The 16,969-nt window shown below is 69.3% G+C and carries 16 protein-coding genes and 1 pseudogene; 14 read left to right on the forward strand and 3 right to left on the reverse strand.

The window, feature by feature from the left end:
• The first annotated feature begins 133 nt into the window (after nt 1-133).
• The 5 genes from Vau01_RS49200 to Vau01_RS49220 all read left to right on the forward strand — a co-directional run bounded on the left by Vau01_RS49200 (nt 134) and on the right by Vau01_RS49220 (nt 3,393).
• Entirely contained in the window at nt 134-292 is a 159-nt protein-coding gene (locus Vau01_RS49200) for a hypothetical protein (protein ID WP_204007944.1), read from the forward strand.
• 36 nt (nt 293-328) lie between these two features.
• On the forward strand, nt 329-661 hold the full coding sequence (locus Vau01_RS49205; RefSeq protein ID WP_204007945.1) for a hypothetical protein: 333 nt from the start codon (nt 329-331) through the stop codon (nt 659-661).
• Between the two features lie 453 nt (nt 662-1,114).
• Nucleotides 1,115-2,641, forward strand: a complete 1,527-nt coding sequence (locus Vau01_RS49210; RefSeq protein ID WP_239152538.1) for a DHA2 family efflux MFS transporter permease subunit — start codon at nt 1,115-1,117, stop codon at nt 2,639-2,641.
• Between the two features lie 157 nt (nt 2,642-2,798).
• Entirely contained in the window at nt 2,799-2,945 is a 147-nt protein-coding gene (locus Vau01_RS49215) for a hypothetical protein (protein ID WP_204007949.1), read from the forward strand.
• A gap of 70 nt (nt 2,946-3,015) precedes the next feature.
• Nucleotides 3,016-3,393: a hypothetical protein gene (locus Vau01_RS49220; protein ID WP_204007951.1), complete on the forward strand. Its 378-nt coding sequence runs from the start codon at nt 3,016-3,018 to the stop codon at nt 3,391-3,393.
• Nucleotides 3,394-3,760: 367 nt separating this feature from the next.
• Here Vau01_RS49220 and Vau01_RS49225 read toward each other — a convergent pair whose 3' ends face one another.
• Nucleotides 3,761-4,954 (reverse strand): cytochrome P450, encoded by a 1,194-nt coding sequence (locus Vau01_RS49225; RefSeq protein WP_204007953.1) that lies wholly within the window; start codon nt 4,952-4,954, stop codon nt 3,761-3,763.
• Between the two features lie 453 nt (nt 4,955-5,407).
• On the opposite strand from Vau01_RS49225, the gene Vau01_RS49230 reads away from it, so the two are divergent.
• The gene (locus Vau01_RS49230) at nt 5,408-6,103 is read left to right on the forward strand and encodes a hypothetical protein (RefSeq protein ID WP_204007955.1); all 696 of its coding nucleotides are present in this window, start codon (nt 5,408-5,410) and stop codon (nt 6,101-6,103) included.
• Here the strand turns inward: Vau01_RS49230 and Vau01_RS49235 are convergent.
• Together Vau01_RS49235 and Vau01_RS49240 are read right to left on the reverse strand one after the other, a co-directional pair.
• Nucleotides 6,057-6,410 (reverse strand): hypothetical protein, encoded by a 354-nt coding sequence (locus Vau01_RS49235; RefSeq protein WP_204007957.1) that lies wholly within the window; start codon nt 6,408-6,410, stop codon nt 6,057-6,059. The two genes, Vau01_RS49230 and Vau01_RS49235, sit on opposite strands and share 47 nt — an antisense overlap.
• Before the next feature lie 18 nt (nt 6,411-6,428).
• Entirely contained in the window at nt 6,429-7,541 is a 1,113-nt protein-coding gene (locus Vau01_RS49240) for an IS630 family transposase (RefSeq protein ID WP_204007959.1), read from the reverse strand.
• Nucleotides 7,542-7,919: 378 nt separating this feature from the next.
• Between Vau01_RS49240 and Vau01_RS49245 the strand changes: the two genes are divergently transcribed.
• From Vau01_RS49245 to Vau01_RS49275, 8 genes and pseudogenes are all read left to right on the forward strand, one after another.
• Nucleotides 7,920-8,243: a hypothetical protein gene (locus Vau01_RS49245; RefSeq protein WP_204007961.1), complete on the forward strand. Its 324-nt coding sequence runs from the start codon at nt 7,920-7,922 to the stop codon at nt 8,241-8,243.
• Between the two features lie 105 nt (nt 8,244-8,348).
• The gene (locus Vau01_RS49250) at nt 8,349-8,936 is read left to right on the forward strand and encodes a GNAT family N-acetyltransferase (RefSeq protein ID WP_204007963.1); all 588 of its coding nucleotides are present in this window, start codon (nt 8,349-8,351) and stop codon (nt 8,934-8,936) included.
• Nucleotides 8,937-9,468: 532 nt separating this feature from the next.
• The gene (locus Vau01_RS49255) at nt 9,469-9,987 is read left to right on the forward strand and encodes a SigE family RNA polymerase sigma factor (RefSeq protein WP_204007965.1); all 519 of its coding nucleotides are present in this window, start codon (nt 9,469-9,471) and stop codon (nt 9,985-9,987) included.
• A gap of 143 nt (nt 9,988-10,130) precedes the next feature.
• A complete protein-coding gene (locus Vau01_RS49260) occupies nt 10,131-11,246 on the forward strand; it encodes a WD40 repeat domain-containing protein (RefSeq protein WP_204007967.1) in 1,116 nt (371 codons plus the stop codon).
• A 620-nt stretch (nt 11,247-11,866) separates the two neighbouring features.
• Nucleotides 11,867-14,617 carry a hypothetical protein gene (locus Vau01_RS49265; protein ID WP_204007969.1) on the forward strand — a complete coding sequence of 917 codons (2,751 nt, stop codon included), beginning with the start codon at nt 11,867-11,869 and terminating at the stop codon, nt 14,615-14,617.
• Nucleotides 14,618-15,025: 408 nt separating this feature from the next.
• Entirely contained in the window at nt 15,026-15,292 is a 267-nt protein-coding gene (locus Vau01_RS49270; protein ID WP_204007971.1) for a hypothetical protein, read from the forward strand.
• Nucleotides 15,293-15,359: 67 nt separating this feature from the next.
• Nucleotides 15,360-15,508: pseudogene (locus tag Vau01_RS64010) on the forward strand (IS5/IS1182 family transposase); the annotation flags it as partial.
• A gap of 355 nt (nt 15,509-15,863) precedes the next feature.
• Nucleotides 15,864-16,661 (forward strand): RCC1 domain-containing protein, encoded by a 798-nt coding sequence (locus Vau01_RS49275; RefSeq protein ID WP_204007972.1) that lies wholly within the window; start codon nt 15,864-15,866, stop codon nt 16,659-16,661.
• The last annotated feature ends 308 nt before the right edge of the window (nt 16,662-16,969 follow it).

The following is a 16,969-nucleotide window of genomic DNA, read 5'->3' on the forward strand; positions in this document are numbered from 1 at the left end:
CAACGCGCACTGGCCGTCCCGCGCAGCATCACCGCTCTACTCGGCCCGAACCCACGCGTGATCGCCGATGACATCTGGGCGAAGCTGCTCTGGGCCGGGCTCAACCTGACGCGACGCCGTCTGCCTGCTCGACATGCCCACCCACAAGACCGGCACCGCCTTCACCAAGCCCGTCGACCCGGTCCTCGGCCAGGCTGTCGACGCGTGGCAGGCCATCCGACCCGCCCAGCCGCCATTCACCGACCGCGAGTCGGCGGGATCGGCAGTGTCGACGGCGGGCGGTTCGTCATAGCCACAGGTCGTAGCGTCCGCTGGCTATCGTGCGGGTATGGAGCTGTTCGCGGTGCTCATGTGCGCGATGTTCGCGGTGGTGCTGCTCGCGCTCGTCGTCGTGCTGGTGGTGGTCGCTGTCCGCAGCGGGGCGGGGCACGGCGGGACCCACCACGGCGGGACCCACCACGGCGGCGGCACCTGGTACTACGACCCGGGCAGCGGCGGGTACAGCCCGTCGCCGGACTGGAGCGGCTCCAGCAGCTCCTGTAGCAGCTCGTCGAGTTCGTGCTCGTCGAGTTCGTGCAGCAGCTCCTCCAGCTCGTGCAGCTCCTCGAGTTCGTCGAGTTCGTCGAGTTCGTCGTGCGGGTCCAGCTCATCCAGTTCCTAGCGCGCCGGGTCGCAGCAGGGCCCACAGCCTGTTGGCGATCTGCGTCACCCGCAGGTCGACCGCACGCTGGCGAGCACCATCTCGCTGAGAGTGGCGCCGTTCGCGCCGAGGCGTCCGAGGCGGACCTGCGGGCCCGGGCGCTGGCTGCGGTCGCCGCCGTCGTGGGCCAACGGGAGCCATGCACGGTGATTGTCGTACCCGGAAAGATCGTCAGCGTCGTGCTCTGAGCCGGGTCAGGTCAGCGCGGATGAAGCGTCAGACTGATCCGCCGGGCAACGGGTCGGAGCCCGGCGGGCGCCCAGTTGCGCGTCCACGTCGGACCACCCCTTCGGCTCCCGCCACATCGTTGCGCAGTAGCGCGACCACGGGTGCAGGGTGATCGCCGTCACTCGACCGATGAGTTGGCCGGGCGGGGTCAGTCCTACCCACGAACCATCGACAACGGAGGTCATCGTGGTACAGGAGATCGTTTCATCGACCGGCAAGATCCAGGGATTCGGCTCGGCCCGGGACCGGTCCCGGTGGTTGGCCCTGGGCGTGCTGTGCACCGGAACACTGATGATCGTCCTGGACGCCACGGTGGTGAATGTCGCGCTACCGGCGATCCAGAACGACCTCGGCTTCACCCAGTCGAGCCTGGCCTGGGTCGTGAACGCCTATCTGATCGCCTTCGGCGGTCTGCTGCTGCTCGCCGGCCGGATCGGTGATCTGACCTCGCGACGGGGCGTGTTCCAGATTGGCCTGGCGGTGTTCACGGTGGCGTCGATCCTGTGCGGCGTGGCGCAGAGCCAGGCCATGCTGGTCGTCGCGCGGTTCGTGCAGGGCGTGGGCGGCGCTCTGACCTCGGCCGTGGTTCTCGGCATGATCGTCACCATGTTCCCCGAGCCCGCGGAGCGGGCGAAGGCCATCGGTGTCTACAGCTTCGTCGCCTCCGCCGGCGGCTCGATCGGCCTGCTCGCTGGTGGTGTGCTGACCCAGGCGGTCAACTGGCACTGGATCTTCCTCATCAACGTGCCGATCGGTATCGCGACGGCCGTCGGCGCCCAACGCCTGCTCCCCCGCGACCCTGATGGCGCCGCCGGCCGCGGCGTGGACGTTCCGGGCGCGGTGCTGATCACCGCTGCCCTGATGCTCGGTGTGTACACCATCGTCGCACCGGCGGCGGAGTACGGCTGGGGTGCCGGCCGCACACAGGCCATGGCCGCCGTCGCGGTAGTGCTGCTGGTCGGCTTCGTAGTGCGCCAGGCAACGGCCGCGTCGCCGCTACTGCCGCTGCGGATCTTCCGCTCCCGTAACGTCGTGGGCGCCAACCTGATCATGGCGCTGGCCGTGGCCGGCATGTTCGGGATGTTCTTCCTCGGTGTGCTGTACCTGCAGCGGATCCTGGGCTACGACGCCCTCGGTACCGGTCTGGCGTTCCTGCCCACCACCGTGGTGATGGGAGCCCTGTCGCTGCGGTACTCCGAACGGCTGATCACCCGCTTCGGCGCACGGGCGCTGCTACTGCCCGGCCTGGCGCTGATCGCCGCGGGCCTGGCCTGGTTCGCCCGGGTACCGGCCGAGGGCACCTACCTGCTCGACGTGCTGCCGTCGGCGATCCTGCTCGGTACCGGTGTCGGAGTCGCGTTCCCCGCCCTGGCCACGCTCGCCATGTCCGGTGCCACGCCCAGCGACGCCGGTCTGGCCTCAGGACTGGTCAACACCACGACCCAGATCGGCGCCGCGGTCGGCCTCGCCGTTCTCGCGACCGTATCGGCGACGCGCACCGGCAGCCTCACCGCGCACGGCGCGTCGACCGTCGCCGCACTGACCGGCGGATACCGGTACGCGTTCGGCGTCAGCGCCGCCCTCGTCCTCGCCGCCGCCGTCGTCGCCGTCACGGTCATGCGAGCCGACCGCGGGCCGGCAGCCGCCGCGACCGCCGACGAAGCCGACCCGTCCGCGGACCCGACGCAGCCGGTTCTGTGCGAGGTGGCCTGACCCAACCACTCCCGAGGCGCCGCCGCTGTCACCAGCGGCGGCGCCTCACGTCCGCTCAGCGTCCACCGGTGCCGCCCGTGGGGCGCACGCCACCGACGGCACCTGTCCCTCCGCCCGCCGCCGTGCGGGAGATCGTCCGCTACGCCCCGGAATAGAGGTGGCAGCCGGACGCGCGGGGCGGACGTTCGTCCTCTCCGACCGCGAGCACGCGGCCCGCTTCGCCGTGCCCGGCTTCGCGCTGGCCGACCGCCTGCGCACGGCCGATGGCGCCGACCCGACCGCCCGGGTGGTCCAGGCCTACTGAACCCGGCAGCCGGGCCGACCCTCACACGTTCTCCACCGTTCCTCCGCATCGCGTCGTTAGCGTCGGCACCGTGGAGCAGCCGGGACCGGCGCGGTCGACGATGGCGGGACTGTGGGCGTTCACCGTCGGCGGACTCGCCATGGCCATGCTGATGTTCCAGCTGGAACTGGCCTACCACTGGTCGGATTTCCTCGGCATGCCCGAGGAACAGTGCGCGAACTACTACGGCAACGGCAACGCCGGCCCCTTCGCCTACACGACCTGGGAGTACCTGTTGCCGTTCCTGGCCTTCGTCTGGGTGATGTCGGTCGCCGTCGAGCAGGGGCTCGCGTCCGCGCGCGCGAACCGGGGCGGGCACGGTCAGGTCGTGCGCGGGGCCTTGGCGCTCGTCGGTTCGATCGTTCTATCCTGCTGGCTTCCGTGCGGGCTCGCCGTGACGTGCGGTTAGCCCCGACTCCCCATCCACCGAGTCGATCCGGATGTGCCGCAGGTCGGACACCAGGCCATCGACGCCCTCAAGATCACACCGCAGTCAGCTACCACAGTCCACAAAGGACACCCGCCGCGACGCCGACCACAGATCAGCGACAGAGCCCATTTCCGTGAGCGACGACACGCTAATCGCTACTGCCCTCGGTTTCCGGTTGGCTCTGAGGCAGGAGCATCTGCGGTTCGCTCGTGAGCAGCGGACCAGCATCTACCTCGACCTGTTGACCAGCGTGCGCCTCGAGAACTGCTTCGCGCAGAGGTCGGTATCGACCGGCACCAGAGTGCCCCGGCGAGTTGAGGAACGCCTTGCTGACCCGGAGCCCGGCTCAGCCGTGGAGGGTCACCCGCACGCGGGAGCTGAGCGGCGGGCTGGTTATGGCGTATCTGTTCCGCAGTCCACCGTGGAGCGAGGGCAGGCTCAGTGCGTCGCACCGCTGCAACAGCATTGCCAGCGGGAGGACGCCGGTCGCGTACGCCATCTCCTCCCCCGGGCACTTGCGCCGGCCCTGACCGAACGGCAGGTGAGCCGACCGCTCCCTCGCGGTGAGCGGGTGCGCCAGCAGGTCGGGGTCGAAATGCCGCGCACCCGGAAAGTACCGGGGATCCCGGTGGGTCGCGTACGGCGAGATCATGAGCTGGTCGCCTGGGGACACGGCGGCGTCGCCCAACCGGTCCGCGCCGACGACGTTCCGGAAGAAGATCCGGAAGGCCGGCTGGTAGTGCAGCACCGTCTGCCAGAACGCCCGCAGCCGTGGCAGGTCCGCGGTGTCGGCCAGCGTCGGCGGACGACTGCCCACCACGCCGAGCACCTCGGCTCGGAGCCGCCCGAACGACGGCGGGTCCCTGGCAAGGTACTTCACGGCCCACGCCAGCACCGTCGCGGTGCTGTCGAAGCCCGCCATGAACAGGGTGAATACCTGGTCGCGGACCTGCCGATCAGTCAGTCCTGTCCCGGTCTGCGGGTCGCCGGCGAACACCAGGTACCCGAGCAGGTCATCCCTGGGAACGGACGAACTGCGCCGGGCCCGAATCATGGAATACACAAGGTCGTCGAAGGCGGCCATGGCTCGCGCGTAGCGGGCGGCGCCGGGCATCCAGCCGGGCAGGAACAGCTGCCCGGCCAACCCCTCGAAGACCGACTGGGCCAGCCAGGCGATCCGACCGGTGTCGGCAGTCTCGCCGAACAGGTACTCCACCAGCGTCTCGATGCCCAACTGCTTGAACTCGTCGAAGAAATCCACCGGACGGCCGGGGTCGAACCGCGCCATCCGCCGCTGCCACAGGCGCGAACTCAGCTCGGCGACGGTTGACATATTGGAACGCTGGAACGCCGGGCCCATGAGCTGACGCAGCGTCCGCCACAGCGCCGGATCATTGACCGTGAAAAGCCCCTCCCCGCCCGCGCTGGCGATCACGCCGTACAGCGGTCCTGCCTTGTCGTAGTTCTCGGCGTTGGTCACCAGCACCCGCCGCACGTGCTCCGGATCGCTGACGACCCAGTAGGCCCGCCTTCCGGGCACCGGCAGCCGAACCAGACCACGGCGCCTGACGGCGGCGCCGATGCAGGCGTTCGTGACCGCCGGAAATACGACTGTCGGCCCGAAATTGAACGCAGCGAACCTCCCGCGCTTGCCCGGGACAGGACCTGTCGCCATGAACGGGACGTCCTCTCGCACAAACACAGGGGCGGACGCATACGCGCCGTCAGTGTAAGCGCGTTCCGCGCGCCGAAGGCTCACGCGGTCGGTCATGAGATGAAGCCAGTTGAAAGTTCACGGGTGTCTGACTAGTGTTGCCGCGCCGGAACCTCGCCGACAAATCGGGAACCCAGCCATGTCTGACCGTCTGTCACCGGCGGTCGTCAGCGCTACCACGCGCCACCACACCGGAATCGACATAGAAAGACGTGGATGGATGATCGGCTGTTGAACCGACGTCCAGCGGGTCGATGATCGGCATTTACGATTTGGGGCGTGCCGACGTGGGAGCAACTGGACGAGCTGAGCCGTCTGCCGGACCCGTCCACCCTGCTGTTCGAGACGCGGTCCGGCGCGCCGGCGCAGGGCGAGCCAGGCCGCTGCGAGGCCGTCGGGCACTGGTCGTTCCATGCGGGCCGGGCCGGCTACACGGTCACGCCGCTCGACACGCGCTCCGGGCACGGCAGTGCCACGTACTGCGGTGACGTGGATGTCGACGGGCTGGTCTACCAGGTGCACCGGGGGCCACGCCGACGGATCGTGCAGGCGTGGGCAGACAGTCAAGGAGCTTGGCAAGGCAGGTTCGTGCTCGCCGACGCGATCTGGGCGGTACCCGTTGCGCCGCAGCCGGAGCCGGTCGACTGTCCGTGGTGCGCGGGAGGCCCGCCGGACACGCTGCGGCTGGCCGGTTCGGGGCCGGTTGAGGGCATCTTCTCGGTCTGGATGGCCGAGTACGCCGACGGGTCCGGACGCGGGATCGTGATCCAGCACGACCCCGACGACGAGCCATACACGGTGTGCCTCGAGCCCGCCCACAGCGTCCTGAGGGCTGGCCTGCGCGACTGGACGCTGTCCGACGACGAACTGGCCCTACGGTTCACCGCCCACGCCGCCGCCCAGGAACTGGAACTAGTGGTTCTGCCTGTTAATTCGTCGGTGTTGTGTCGGGTAGCCAGGCGGTGGGGTCGTTGAGGTAGAGGCCGCAGGCGCAGTCGAGGGCTTCTTCGGGGCTGCCGGCGGTGTATCCGTTGGGGAGGGCGGAGTTGTGGTAGCCGTCCTTTGAGGCCAGGTAGATGGCGAACCCCCAGCGGCTGGCGGTGCCGCCGTAACGCAGCCGGCACAGTGGCAGGACTTGGCCGTCGGGTAGGTGCCCGTCGATGTAGGCGAACTGGCCGTGGAAGCGGACGCCGACGCGGGCCAGGGCGGGCCAGCGGTCACGGGCGTGTCGGGACAGACGCTGTTGCAGGCTGCTCTTGGTCGATGCCGGTGGTGTCGCCACCGGCTCATCTTGCCTGGTTCAGGCTGCGACCGCCGATGACGGGATCAGCAGTGGCGCGGCCCGGTGGGCGTCGATCCGTTGGATCAGATCGTCGAGGTCGGCCCGGGTGAACCGCCAGTTGAACGGGCGGGCGGCGGCGTTGTACCGCGGTTCGAACGCGGTCAGCCGCGCCGCTAACGCGTCGAGGTCGGCGAAGTCGACCGGTTTGATGACCTTGCGTTGCAGGACCGAGAACACGATCTCGATCTGGTTCAGCCAGCTCGCATGGACCGGCAGGTGGACCAGCGTCGCGGTCGGCCACGCCGTTCGCATCCGGTCGACCGAGGCTTGCCCGTTGTGCGAGGAGCCGTTGTCGACGATCCAGAACACCCGTTTCGCCGACGCATACGGCTCAGTCGTCATGACCTGCTCCGCCAGTTCGGCGAACGGGACGATGCCGGTCTTCGGAGCCACCCGGCCGATCAGCTGCGCCCGGTGCACGTCATAGGCGCCGAAGTAGGCGAGCGTGCCGTGCCGCTCGTACTCAAACTCCACCCGCCGCACCCGCCCCGGCCCGGCCGCGAGCTCGGGGTGGCAGCGCGAGAGCGCCTGAAGTTGGCTCTTCTCATCCGCGGAGATCACGAACTCGTCGGCGCCTAACGGTGAGTCGTCCCAGATCCGCTCGTACAGATCCAGCACCCGGGCCGCCTTGGCCGCGAAGTCAGGATCGCGCGGGAAGATCCACGACCGGTGCCGCCACGGTCTGATCGCGTCTTCGGCCAGCCAGCGACGCACCGTCGAGGCTGACACGCTCACCGCCAGGCCCTCCGCCACCGCCTGGGCGGCCAGCTCCGCCGAACTCCACCGCGACCACGGGAGCGGATCAGCCACCTGCCGCGCGGCCGGTGGCTGACAGGCCATCGCCTTGACCCCGGCCACCACCTCGGCCGGGAACCGGCGCGGCCGGCCCGACCGTGGCCGGTCCTTCAACCCGGCCAACCCCTCGGCGACGAACCGTTTACGCCACTTGCAGACCGTGTCGACGTCCACACCCAGCCGCTGGGCGATATCCACATTCATCACACCGTCGGCCGCCAGCAACACGATCCGAGCCCTCTGCACCAGCCAGAACGGCGCGGTATAACCGGCCACCGACGCTTCCAACACCACACGATCGGTGTCAGATAGCACCACCACGAACGGAGAACGACGAGACACCCCAGCCCCCGCCACCAGCGGACACATGAGGGCTCGGCGCTTCCCCACGCCGAGACCAGATCATCAACTTACACCGATGCAATTACCGGCAGGACCACTAGACGACGTGGATGGTTGGCTGCGGGTCCATCTCGCGGTCAAGCCAGCCGCGCGGCGTCAGCTCCGGGCCGGCCTGGAGAAGATCCTCCCTCCGTCCACCTGAACCACGCACCTACGGGCGCCAACGGGTGCCTCTTTCGCGGCAGATCCGCGTACTGCGGGTGGATGCTTCCGGGCTTCGCGGATCTTGCGCTCATCCGGCAGGATCGGCCCGTGGACTGGAACGAGTTGCTGTGGCATACCGAGCGCCGCCTCGGGATGTACGTCGGCCGTCTGCGGTACGACCGTGCGTATTCGATGGTGACCGGATTCGACCTTGCGCGCGGGCAGGGTGACCTCGCCAGGTTCCAGGTGTGGATGGCTGAACGTCACGGCGACACCGCCCTCGCATGGCCCTCGCTGGTCCTCAAGGAGGTCTTCGGAAACCGGGCCGGTGAAGAGTCGCTCCGGACCGACGAGGACCACCAGATTGCCATCGAGCACCTCTGTGAGCGCCTACGCGAGTTCCTCAACCTCCCCGAGAACGACCCTCGATAACGCATACGGTTGGTGCCAGAACTGGATGGCGCGCGCAGCGCGGCATGACAGGATGTTCGGATTGTCCGCAGCGGCCCGTGCGGCGTTGTTGAAGGAGTGTCGCGGATGATCGAGGTCCACCCCGCGGTGGCGGAACGCTTCGATGACGTTGCCGCGATACTCGCACCGAGGAACCCCGACGCTCCCAGTTGCTGGTGCCTGAGCTACCGCGTGCCGAACGCGGAGTTCCACTCACTGCGCGGCTCGGCACGCCCGTCACGCCTGCGACGTTACGCCGAAGAGGGCACGCCGCCCGGGGTTGTCGCATACGTCGACGGCGAGCCGGCCGGCTGGTGTTCGGTGAGCCCACGCGCCAGTCACCACCGGCTCAACCGGTCGCGGACGATCCCGACGATCGACGACCTGCCCGTGTGGAGCATCGTCTGCCTGGTCGTCCGCGCCGCGTTCCGGCGGCAGGGACTCGCCCACCACCTGGTGAGCGGGGCAATCGACTACGCCCGGTCTCAGGGAGCGCCGATGCTCGAGGCGTATCCGGTGGATTCGCGGGCCGGCCGGATCAGCGCATCGCTCGCCTACGTCGGTACGACGCACCTGTTCGAGGCCGCCGGCTTCACCCGTGTCACGGAGACCACCTCGAAATCCGGCGGCGCGATCCGCTGGCTCATGCGCCTGGACCTCACAAACCACAGCTGACCAGTGAACCCGCCGGCACGTTGTGGCAGTACGGCGTCGAAGTGCTCGACGAGCCGATCGGGCATGGCCTCGTATCGCACGATGACGGCCCCGAGCGGGTAGGTCCGGACGGTGACGGTATGCATGCCCGGGCCTCGTGTCTGGGATTGCCGGTCCGAAACGTCGAGCGCCCGTGGGAGCGGATACAGATCGGACCCGGCCGGCATGCAGACGGCACCATCACCGGCCCGGCGTACTCGACGATGTGCCGGTAGCGGTTCGCCTCGACTTTCCCGCCATGCGTGACATGGGCATCAGCGATACGAAGTTCCTCAGACCACTCGACTGATCGGGCCCGGATGCCGCACCGGATCGCGGCCAAATGGATCCGGATGCCAAGATCGCAGTGCGGCACGGGGACGTGTACCGCGGCCGCCCTTCCGTGACAGCCGAAGCTGACGACGTTCCCCATTCGTTGCGCCCGGATGCAGCAGTTCGGACCCGGGCCGCGTTCAGTAGGGCATGGGAGAACACCGGCGGGGGAGGCGACTCGATGGACGCTGAGATTCGCCATGACTTTGTCACGTACGTCCAGGCGCGTTCCCCGGTCCTGTTCCGCATGGCGATGGCGATCACCGGACACCGCGAGCAGGCGGAAGATCTCCTCCAGATCGCGCTGATGCAGGCGTTGCGGCACTGGTCGCGGATCCGCGGCGACGACGCCGACGCGTACGTGCGTCGCATCATGTACCGGCAGTACATCAGCTGGTGGCGCCGGCCGATGCACCGGCGGGAACTGTCCACCGATCGTCTTCCGGAATCACCCGCAGGAGGTGACGAACCCGCCCGGGTGGACAACGGCCTGGCGTTGCACGCGGCGCTGCGCCGGCTGGCCCCCAAGTACCGGGCGGTGCTGGTGCTGCGCTATTTCGAGGACCTGCCGGATGCCCAGATCGCCGAGATCCTCGGCTGCCGGCTCAGCACGGTGCGCAGCCAAGCCGCCCGCGCGCTGGCGAAGCTGCGCACGCTCTGCCCGGACATCGACACGTTGACCCTGGAGGAGATCCGCTGATGAACACGACTGTGCGTGAGGTACTCCGCGACGTCATCTCGCAACAGAGCGATGCGGTGCCACCTGTCGGCCTGGTGGAGAAGGTGATCAGCCGTTACCGCCGACGGCGCACGATCCGCGCCGCGTCGGCCGGCGTCGCGGTCGTGATGGCCGCCGCCGTCGCCGTGCCGGTGGTCCTCGACGCCCGCGGTACCCGCGAGCCCACCGCCGCGGCATGGACCGGGAACAAGGTCGTCATCACCTCGCTGAGCGGCGCGAGCCGACCCAGTTCCCCGTCGGATCCGCCCGTCGATCCGAACGTGGGGATCACATGGGTCGCGCTGCTGCTCAACCCCAAGACCGGCAAGTACGACGAGCTCCCCCAGGACTACATGGGCGTGGTGCCGTCGCCGGACGGCAGGTTGGCAGTAATCGGCGCCTCCACGATCCGCCGTAGCCGTATCGGGGTCCTCGACCGGGCCAACGGGCAGGTGCGCTGGCTGGACGTCGAGGCCAACATGAATTCGAGGATCGCATCCTGGGCGCCCGACAGCACCCGGTTCGTACTCACCAGAGATCATCAGGCCGTTGTCGTGGACGCCGCCACGCTCGCTACCACCCCGGTGGCCCCGGTGCCGTCGATGTTTCTGCCTATGGGTGGGTCGTTCGTCTGGTCGCCGAGCGGCGACCGGCTGCTGGGCACCGAAGGCGGCACCGTCTCTACCGCCGAGCCCTTTGTCCACCTGAATGAGTACGACCTCACCGGCAGGTACCAGCGGACTCTACCGGTACATGTGCGGGTGGACAGCAGCGCGCAGTTCTCCCCCGACCACGATCGCATCGCGCTGCTGGATTACGGGGACCCTCGGTCGACGCCGCTCACACCGCAGGCCCGGATCGTCGACGCGGCGACCGGTGCCGAAGAGCTCCGCACGGTGCCGCTGCCCGCCTCGACCTATGAGCTCGTGGCCTGGTACGACGCGGATCACCTGGTCGTCGCCGTGAGAGACGCCGGGGACAACGGCCCCGTCGCAGTCTCCCCGAAGGCGTCCGCGACAGCGTCTGCGAAGTCCTCTGCGACGGCGTCTGCGAAGTCCTCTGCGAAGTCCTCCCAGACGTCCTCTCCGACGGCGTCCCCAAAGGCCGCCCTGAAGATCGTCCGGATCGCGGACGGCCGCGTGGTCCACACCGTCGATCTGCCCGGCGGACTCGACTTCGACAACATTCTGCTGGCACCCGCCGCCGGCCTGCCCAAGGCCGCGAGGAAGCACGCGTTCTGAGATTGACACGACCAAGCCCCTGGCCGAGCCCTCCGGTGCCCGCGCTGATGCGGCGCCGGAGGGCTCGGCCCAGCCGGCCGATACGCCGAAGGGTGGTCACTCGGAAGGGATGTGCAGAATGATGCCGTCGGTACCGGCCACCGGCGGACCACCGGTGAACCGCGATTGGATGACGAGAATAAACCGGTCACTATCGCCCAATACTTCGCATCACCAACCGGTGCTGCTTTTTGCTGCCCAGTGCCGCGCAACGCCACATCAGAATGCTAGGTCCTGCCCTGCCCGTGCCGCCCAGTGCCAGAACCGTCGATCACCATCGATCACCCAACCGGGTCGCCACCCGGCGCCCGGCCACGAACGACAACGTTCAACCAGCCGCTCGTGACCGGTCTCGGCCACCAAGCGTCGCCTTCCTGGCGGTCATCGTTACCTGCAGGGACTGCAGCCTGGGCAACTGGAGTCGACCGTGCTTGCCAGCCACCTTGCTGTCCGCGGCTGTGCGACTGTTCTCGACCCGCCGGTCGCGAATGGTTGACCGTGGTTCAGTAGACCGCCGGTGGACCGCGCGCCCGCCGCCGGGCAGGATGAAACCCCGGGCCGTGGACGGGGAGGTCGTACGGGTGCGTTGGCCGTTGGTGGCGGCCGTGGTCACTGGCTGGCTGTGGCAGGGGCCGTGGGCCGTACTGGTGCTGGCGGTGTTCACGGTGGCGTCCCTGGCCGCCGCGTCGGCGCCGATGTACGAGGAGGCGTCGGACAACGCGGTCTTCGTGAAGCGGCGGGCGGCGATCGCGCCGGCGGCGAACCAGGGCGAGGACGTGGCCGTGCGGGTCACCGCGTCGGAGTCGCCGAACAGCGCCGACCAGCAGGTGGCGGTGCGGGACCTGCGCGGTGTGCGGCACCTGTCGGAGCCGACGCTCGGCGGCGTGTCGGTCGGGATGGAGTCGGTGCGGCCGAAGCGGTGGGAGGCCACGGTGTCGGCCGGCGGGCGGACGACGACGGCGCGCCTGCTCGCCGCGACGGACCCGGCCAGCCGCCTGGTACCGGTCGGCGCGGTGACGGGCGAGGGCGTGTGGCTGCCCGAGCAGGTCGCCACCGACATCGGGGTGCACGCCGGCGATACCGTCACCTACCGCGTCGACACCCTCGGCGCGAACCCGGACGGCGTCGCGGTGCCGGTCGCCGGCGTCTACGCCACGGCCGGCAGCCGGCTGCCGGCCGACCCGCCCGGCGGCATCCGGTCGTGGGCGCGGGAGCAGCGGGACTTCCCCGGCGACCCGCAGGCGACCACGCTCAAGGCACATCTGCTCATCGGCGACATCGACACGATCGAACGGCTGGCCAAAGCCAGCGGCGACCGCATCCTGTGGTGGGCCGACGCGCAGCTCGATCCCGGCACGACGCTGGCCCAGGCGCGCACGGCCGCCCGCGAGGTCGAGGAGGTCCGGCGTCGCTACCTGGGCCGCATGATCGACGTCAGCCCGGTCACGCCGCGGGTGGCCAGCGGGATCGCGCAGGTGGTCGCCGACGCGGCCGGCACGGCGGAGGCGGTGCAGCGTCGCTCCCGGGTGGCGGGGTGGGCGGCGCTCGTGATCGGGCTGGCGTCGGTGCTCGCGATCGGCCTGCTCGCCGTGCGGCGCCGGCGGATCGAGCTGCGGCACAGCGTCGGATCCGGGCTGTCGCCGACCAGTGTCGGCGCGCTGTGGTTCGTCGAACACCTGGTTCCCGCGGTGCCGGCGGCGTTCGCGGGCTGGGCACTGGCCCGGGCGCTGGTGGAGCGGTTCGGCCCGCCCGGTGCGGTCACGGTCGCGTCGCTGCGGCCCGCCCTGATCGCGGCCGGGATCGCCGCGCTCGCCGGCCCGGTGACGGTCGCGGGGGTGGCCGCGGTGTCGGCGGCGCGCCGGGTGCGGCCGGCCGTGCCGGTCGCACCCCGCCGGCCGCGGCCGTGGGGGCTGCTCGTCGTCGTGGCGGCGGCGGTCGCCGCAGTCGGGATGTGGGGCACCACGCAGGCCCGGGGCATCGACCTGCTCGTCCCGCTGCTGGTGTTCGCCGCGGCCGGGGTGCTCGGCGGCACGCTGGTCGTGCGGCTGGCGTCCCTGAGGAGAACAACGACCACGGCGGACCGCAGGCCGGCGGTCGTCGGCTGGCTGCTGCGCCGCCGGCTCGCGGCCGGCGGCGAACGGGTGCTGACGGTGGTGCTGCTGGCCACCGGCCTCGGCATGCTCGTGTTCACGATGTCGGCCGTCGACACCATCGGGGCGAACATCGACGACCGCGTGGCCACGTCGGCCGGCGCCGCGGCGATCGCCACGATCCCCGGTTCCCACGTGCTCGACGACCAGCCGGTGCAGCAACCGCCGGAGCCCGACCCGCAGGAGGGGCGGCCGCCGGAGGGGCTGGTGCCCGGCGTGCGCACGCCGCCGCTGCCCCCGCACCTCACGCTCGTCTGGCGGATCGACGCCTACACGCCCTACGACGAAGGGATCCGCGACCTCGTCGTGATCGAGCCCGAGTCGTTCCTCCGGGTCGCCGACTGGGGCCGCGGGCCGGACCTCGCCGCCGCCCGCGACGCGGTGCGGCGCCTGGCCGGCGCCGACCCGTCGACCTGGAAGGTCCCGGTGATCGTGGTCGGCGACCCGTCGCTCGCGCGGGTCGACGACGTGCCGGTGATCCTGCCCCGGTGGGGCGGGCAGCTGCAGGTGATCGCGCGGCTGTCGGCGTTCCCGGGGTTCGGCAACCGGACGATGTACATCGTGCCGGGCGCGGTCGTGTTCCCGCACATGGGTCGCGACGATCCGCGGCTGCGGCCGACCGGCGGCCCGCCGGTCTTCGTCCGCACCGAGCTGTGGAGCTCGCAGGGGCGGCGCGGCATCGACGAGGTGATGGCGCCGCGGTCGATCGAGGCCACCCTGGTTTCGACGAGCGAGCAGTACCGGCAGCGCGCCGACTACGTGGCGGCGCGCCAGTCCCGCGGCTACGACCTGGGGGTGGCCGCGTACCTCGCCCTACTGGCGATCGTCGCGCTGGCGCTGCACGCCGACCGGACGGCGGTGGCGGCACGGCCCGGTGACCTCATGCTCGCCCGGGTCGGGGTCGGCCGGGCAAGGATCGTCGGTGCGCGGGCCGCGGAGCTCGTCGCGCTGGTGCTGGTGGCGCTGGCGTGCACGGTCGGCGGGCTGGCCGTGCTGGGTCCGATGGCGGCGCGGCTGCTCGACCCGGTGCCGGAGCAGGTGCCGGTGCTCCGGTTCGGCGTCCCTTTTGCCGCCGTGGCGGTAACGGCCGGTGCCGCGGTGGTGGCTGCGGCGCTGGCGACCGGGCTCGCGGTGGTGCGGTCGTCGGCGCGGGAGGAGGAGGCGTTCCGTGGTGACGGCTGATCCAAGCTGCTGACCGGCGTGGGGCTGTTGCAGCTGTACCCGGCCCCGACCGGGGCGACGCAGGCGCTGCGCGGTGTCGACGTGGACGTGCGACCCTGCATCGATCACGCAAACGTCCACAGTGGACACGAAACAGCCCCAACCGGTCAGAGCTGCCGGGCCAGAGCCATGATCAAAGTGCGCCGCCAGGGACTCGAACCCCGAACCCCGCGGATTAAGAGTCGGCTGCCTTCGATGTCTGGTGATGATGCCTGAGCATACCTGGGTCTCCCCAACTGGGCCGGTTGTCGGCGCGAGGCGTAGCGCGGCGAAGCTTGCGGGGGTGGAACGGTCCGTCCTGGCGGATGCGGTTCAACGGCAGCGGCTCGTCGAGGGCGCCAGACTTGGTGGACAAGGAGCAGGTCGGCGATGATCATCTTGTTGCGCCGGGCGCTCTTCTCGTTGTCGTCGCTGTTCATGTTGTGTTTCCCCGGTTCCGTTGGTGGAGCGGGGGTCCGGGAAAGGGATTTGAAAGTCGCCGTCGTTACCATGCCCGGCATGTCATTTGCTCATCGAAATCAGCCCATATTGATGCAGGTGCTGGCCGCCGTGGTTGTCGTGGTAGCGGCGTTGGCTCGAACGGCCGGCCCGGATTGGCCAGGGCGTCCAACGCCCAACCGAGACGGTCCTCGTTGAGCAGGTCGGCACCGATGCCCTAGACCTCGTCCACCGCCCACGCATGCGCCCACCGGCGCCCCGAGCGCATGACGCGGTCCGCGCTGTCGGCGAACGCGGGAACTCGCTGCTCAAGAGCACCTTCAAAGCGTTGCGTAACACCATTCTCTGCCCTGGGCCATCAGCCGGATTACCGCAGCAGCCCTCGTGATACTGCACATTGAACACGGCCGAACCATTGAAAGCCGTCACCTACCAGCCTCCACAATGGACGCCGTTGCCGCTTGGACGACTTATCTGACTACCTATCCGGTCACAGTGGCTTTGCTAAAGCTCTGCGCCCGTTGTTGCTAGATTCTTCGCCCGTCCGTTTTGCCGACTCTGAGGATGATCAATGAAGCGACGTCAGCTCTTGCGCGTGGCCGCGGTCGGCGTGCCTGCCGCAGCACTCGGTGGGATAACTGCCACCTCATACGCTGGATCGCGGCCCACGGCGAGCAGCGACGAGCCACCGTCATGCGCCCCTGACACAGGCCGGGTCATCCAATGGGGTGCCAACGCCCCGGCGATACCGGCGGACGCGCTGTCCGGAGTGACTGCGATTTCTACAGGCGGCTCGGCCAACGCCTACAACCTGACGCTCAAGAACGGACGAGTGAGCATCTGGGGTCACTTCCTGCTCCAGGATCCGACCGAGCAAAGGCTCTCCCGAGTACCGGTGGCAGCCACCAAAGATGTCACGGCGATAGCCGCAGCCGGTAACCATTGCTTGGCACTCCGGGACGGCGGGGTCATCACCTGGGGCGGTAGCCATGACCGAACCGAGGTGAACAGGGTGCCCGAGGAATTGAAGTCGGGTGTCACCGCAATCGCCGGCGGGGTAGGCGGTGGGCCTGTCTGCCTTGCTCTCAAGAACGGCGGCGTCATCAACTGGGCCGGCGACGCACCTGTTCCCATCGAAGCGAGGTCGGGGGTCGTTGCGATCTCTACCGGCCAGCACTGCCTTGCTCTGCGGGAAGACGGTAGCGTGATCACGTGGGTGCGAAGTGGACTCATCGACCCGGCCCCGCCGAGTTTGTTGACCGTGCCCGCTGAGGCGAAGTCCGGCGTCACCGCCATCTCCGCCGGTGGGGGCTTCAGCCTCGCGCTCAAAGACGGTGGCGTGATTGCCTGGGGCGACAACAAGTACGGTCAGATCGAGGTCCCTTACGAGGCGCAGACGGACGTGGTCTCGATCTCCGCGGGAACTTATGCGAGCATGGCGTTGACCGCCGGCGGCAAGATTGTGGTGTGGGCGTACAACGCCTATGGCCAAATGGACATTCCAGCCGAGGCTCAATGCGGTGTAAGTGCTATTGATTGCCAGTACGTCTGCCTGGCGCTGGCCTGACCGAATGCTGCTCTATTGCTCGGTGTTGGGTTTGGACTGTAGGGGCTGACGGGACGTTTGACCACGTGGGGGTTGACCGGGTCTGCGGCGGGTGTTGCGGTCTTCGAGGCATTCCGGCGTTATGGAACGCACCCGGAAACGTCGTGGCGGAAGCCACCAGCACGCTTGACGCAGTCTTGGTCAGCGCTGCGCCGTTGGCGTACTGGGCGAAATGCTCGATTGCGGCCACAGCATTGCGGTCCGCAGCCGCGCAGAGGGGCTGGCACCGCAGGGGCCGTCGTTCTCGTCGCCGCCTGTGTATGCCGGGT

This window comes from Virgisporangium aurantiacum (assembly GCF_016863635.1).
Taxonomy (GTDB): Bacteria; Actinomycetota; Actinomycetes; order Mycobacteriales; family Micromonosporaceae; genus Virgisporangium; species Virgisporangium aurantiacum.

What these genes read in the sequence shown, in the direction of transcription:
- Vau01_RS49250 (WP_204007963.1), top strand. Translation starts at nt 8,349, where the DNA reads ATGATCGAGGTCCACCCCGCGGTGGCGGAACGCTTCGATGACGTTGCC.
- Vau01_RS49255 (WP_204007965.1), top strand. Translation starts at nt 9,469, where the DNA reads ATGGACGCTGAGATTCGCCATGACTTTGTCACGTACGTCCAGGCGCGT.
- Vau01_RS49270 (WP_204007971.1), top strand. Translation starts at nt 15,026, where the DNA reads ATGATCATCTTGTTGCGCCGGGCGCTCTTCTCGTTGTCGTCGCTGTTC.
- Vau01_RS49205 (WP_204007945.1), top strand. Translation starts at nt 329, where the DNA reads ATGGAGCTGTTCGCGGTGCTCATGTGCGCGATGTTCGCGGTGGTGCTG.
- Vau01_RS49200 (WP_204007944.1), top strand. Translation starts at nt 134, where the DNA reads ATGCCCACCCACAAGACCGGCACCGCCTTCACCAAGCCCGTCGACCCG.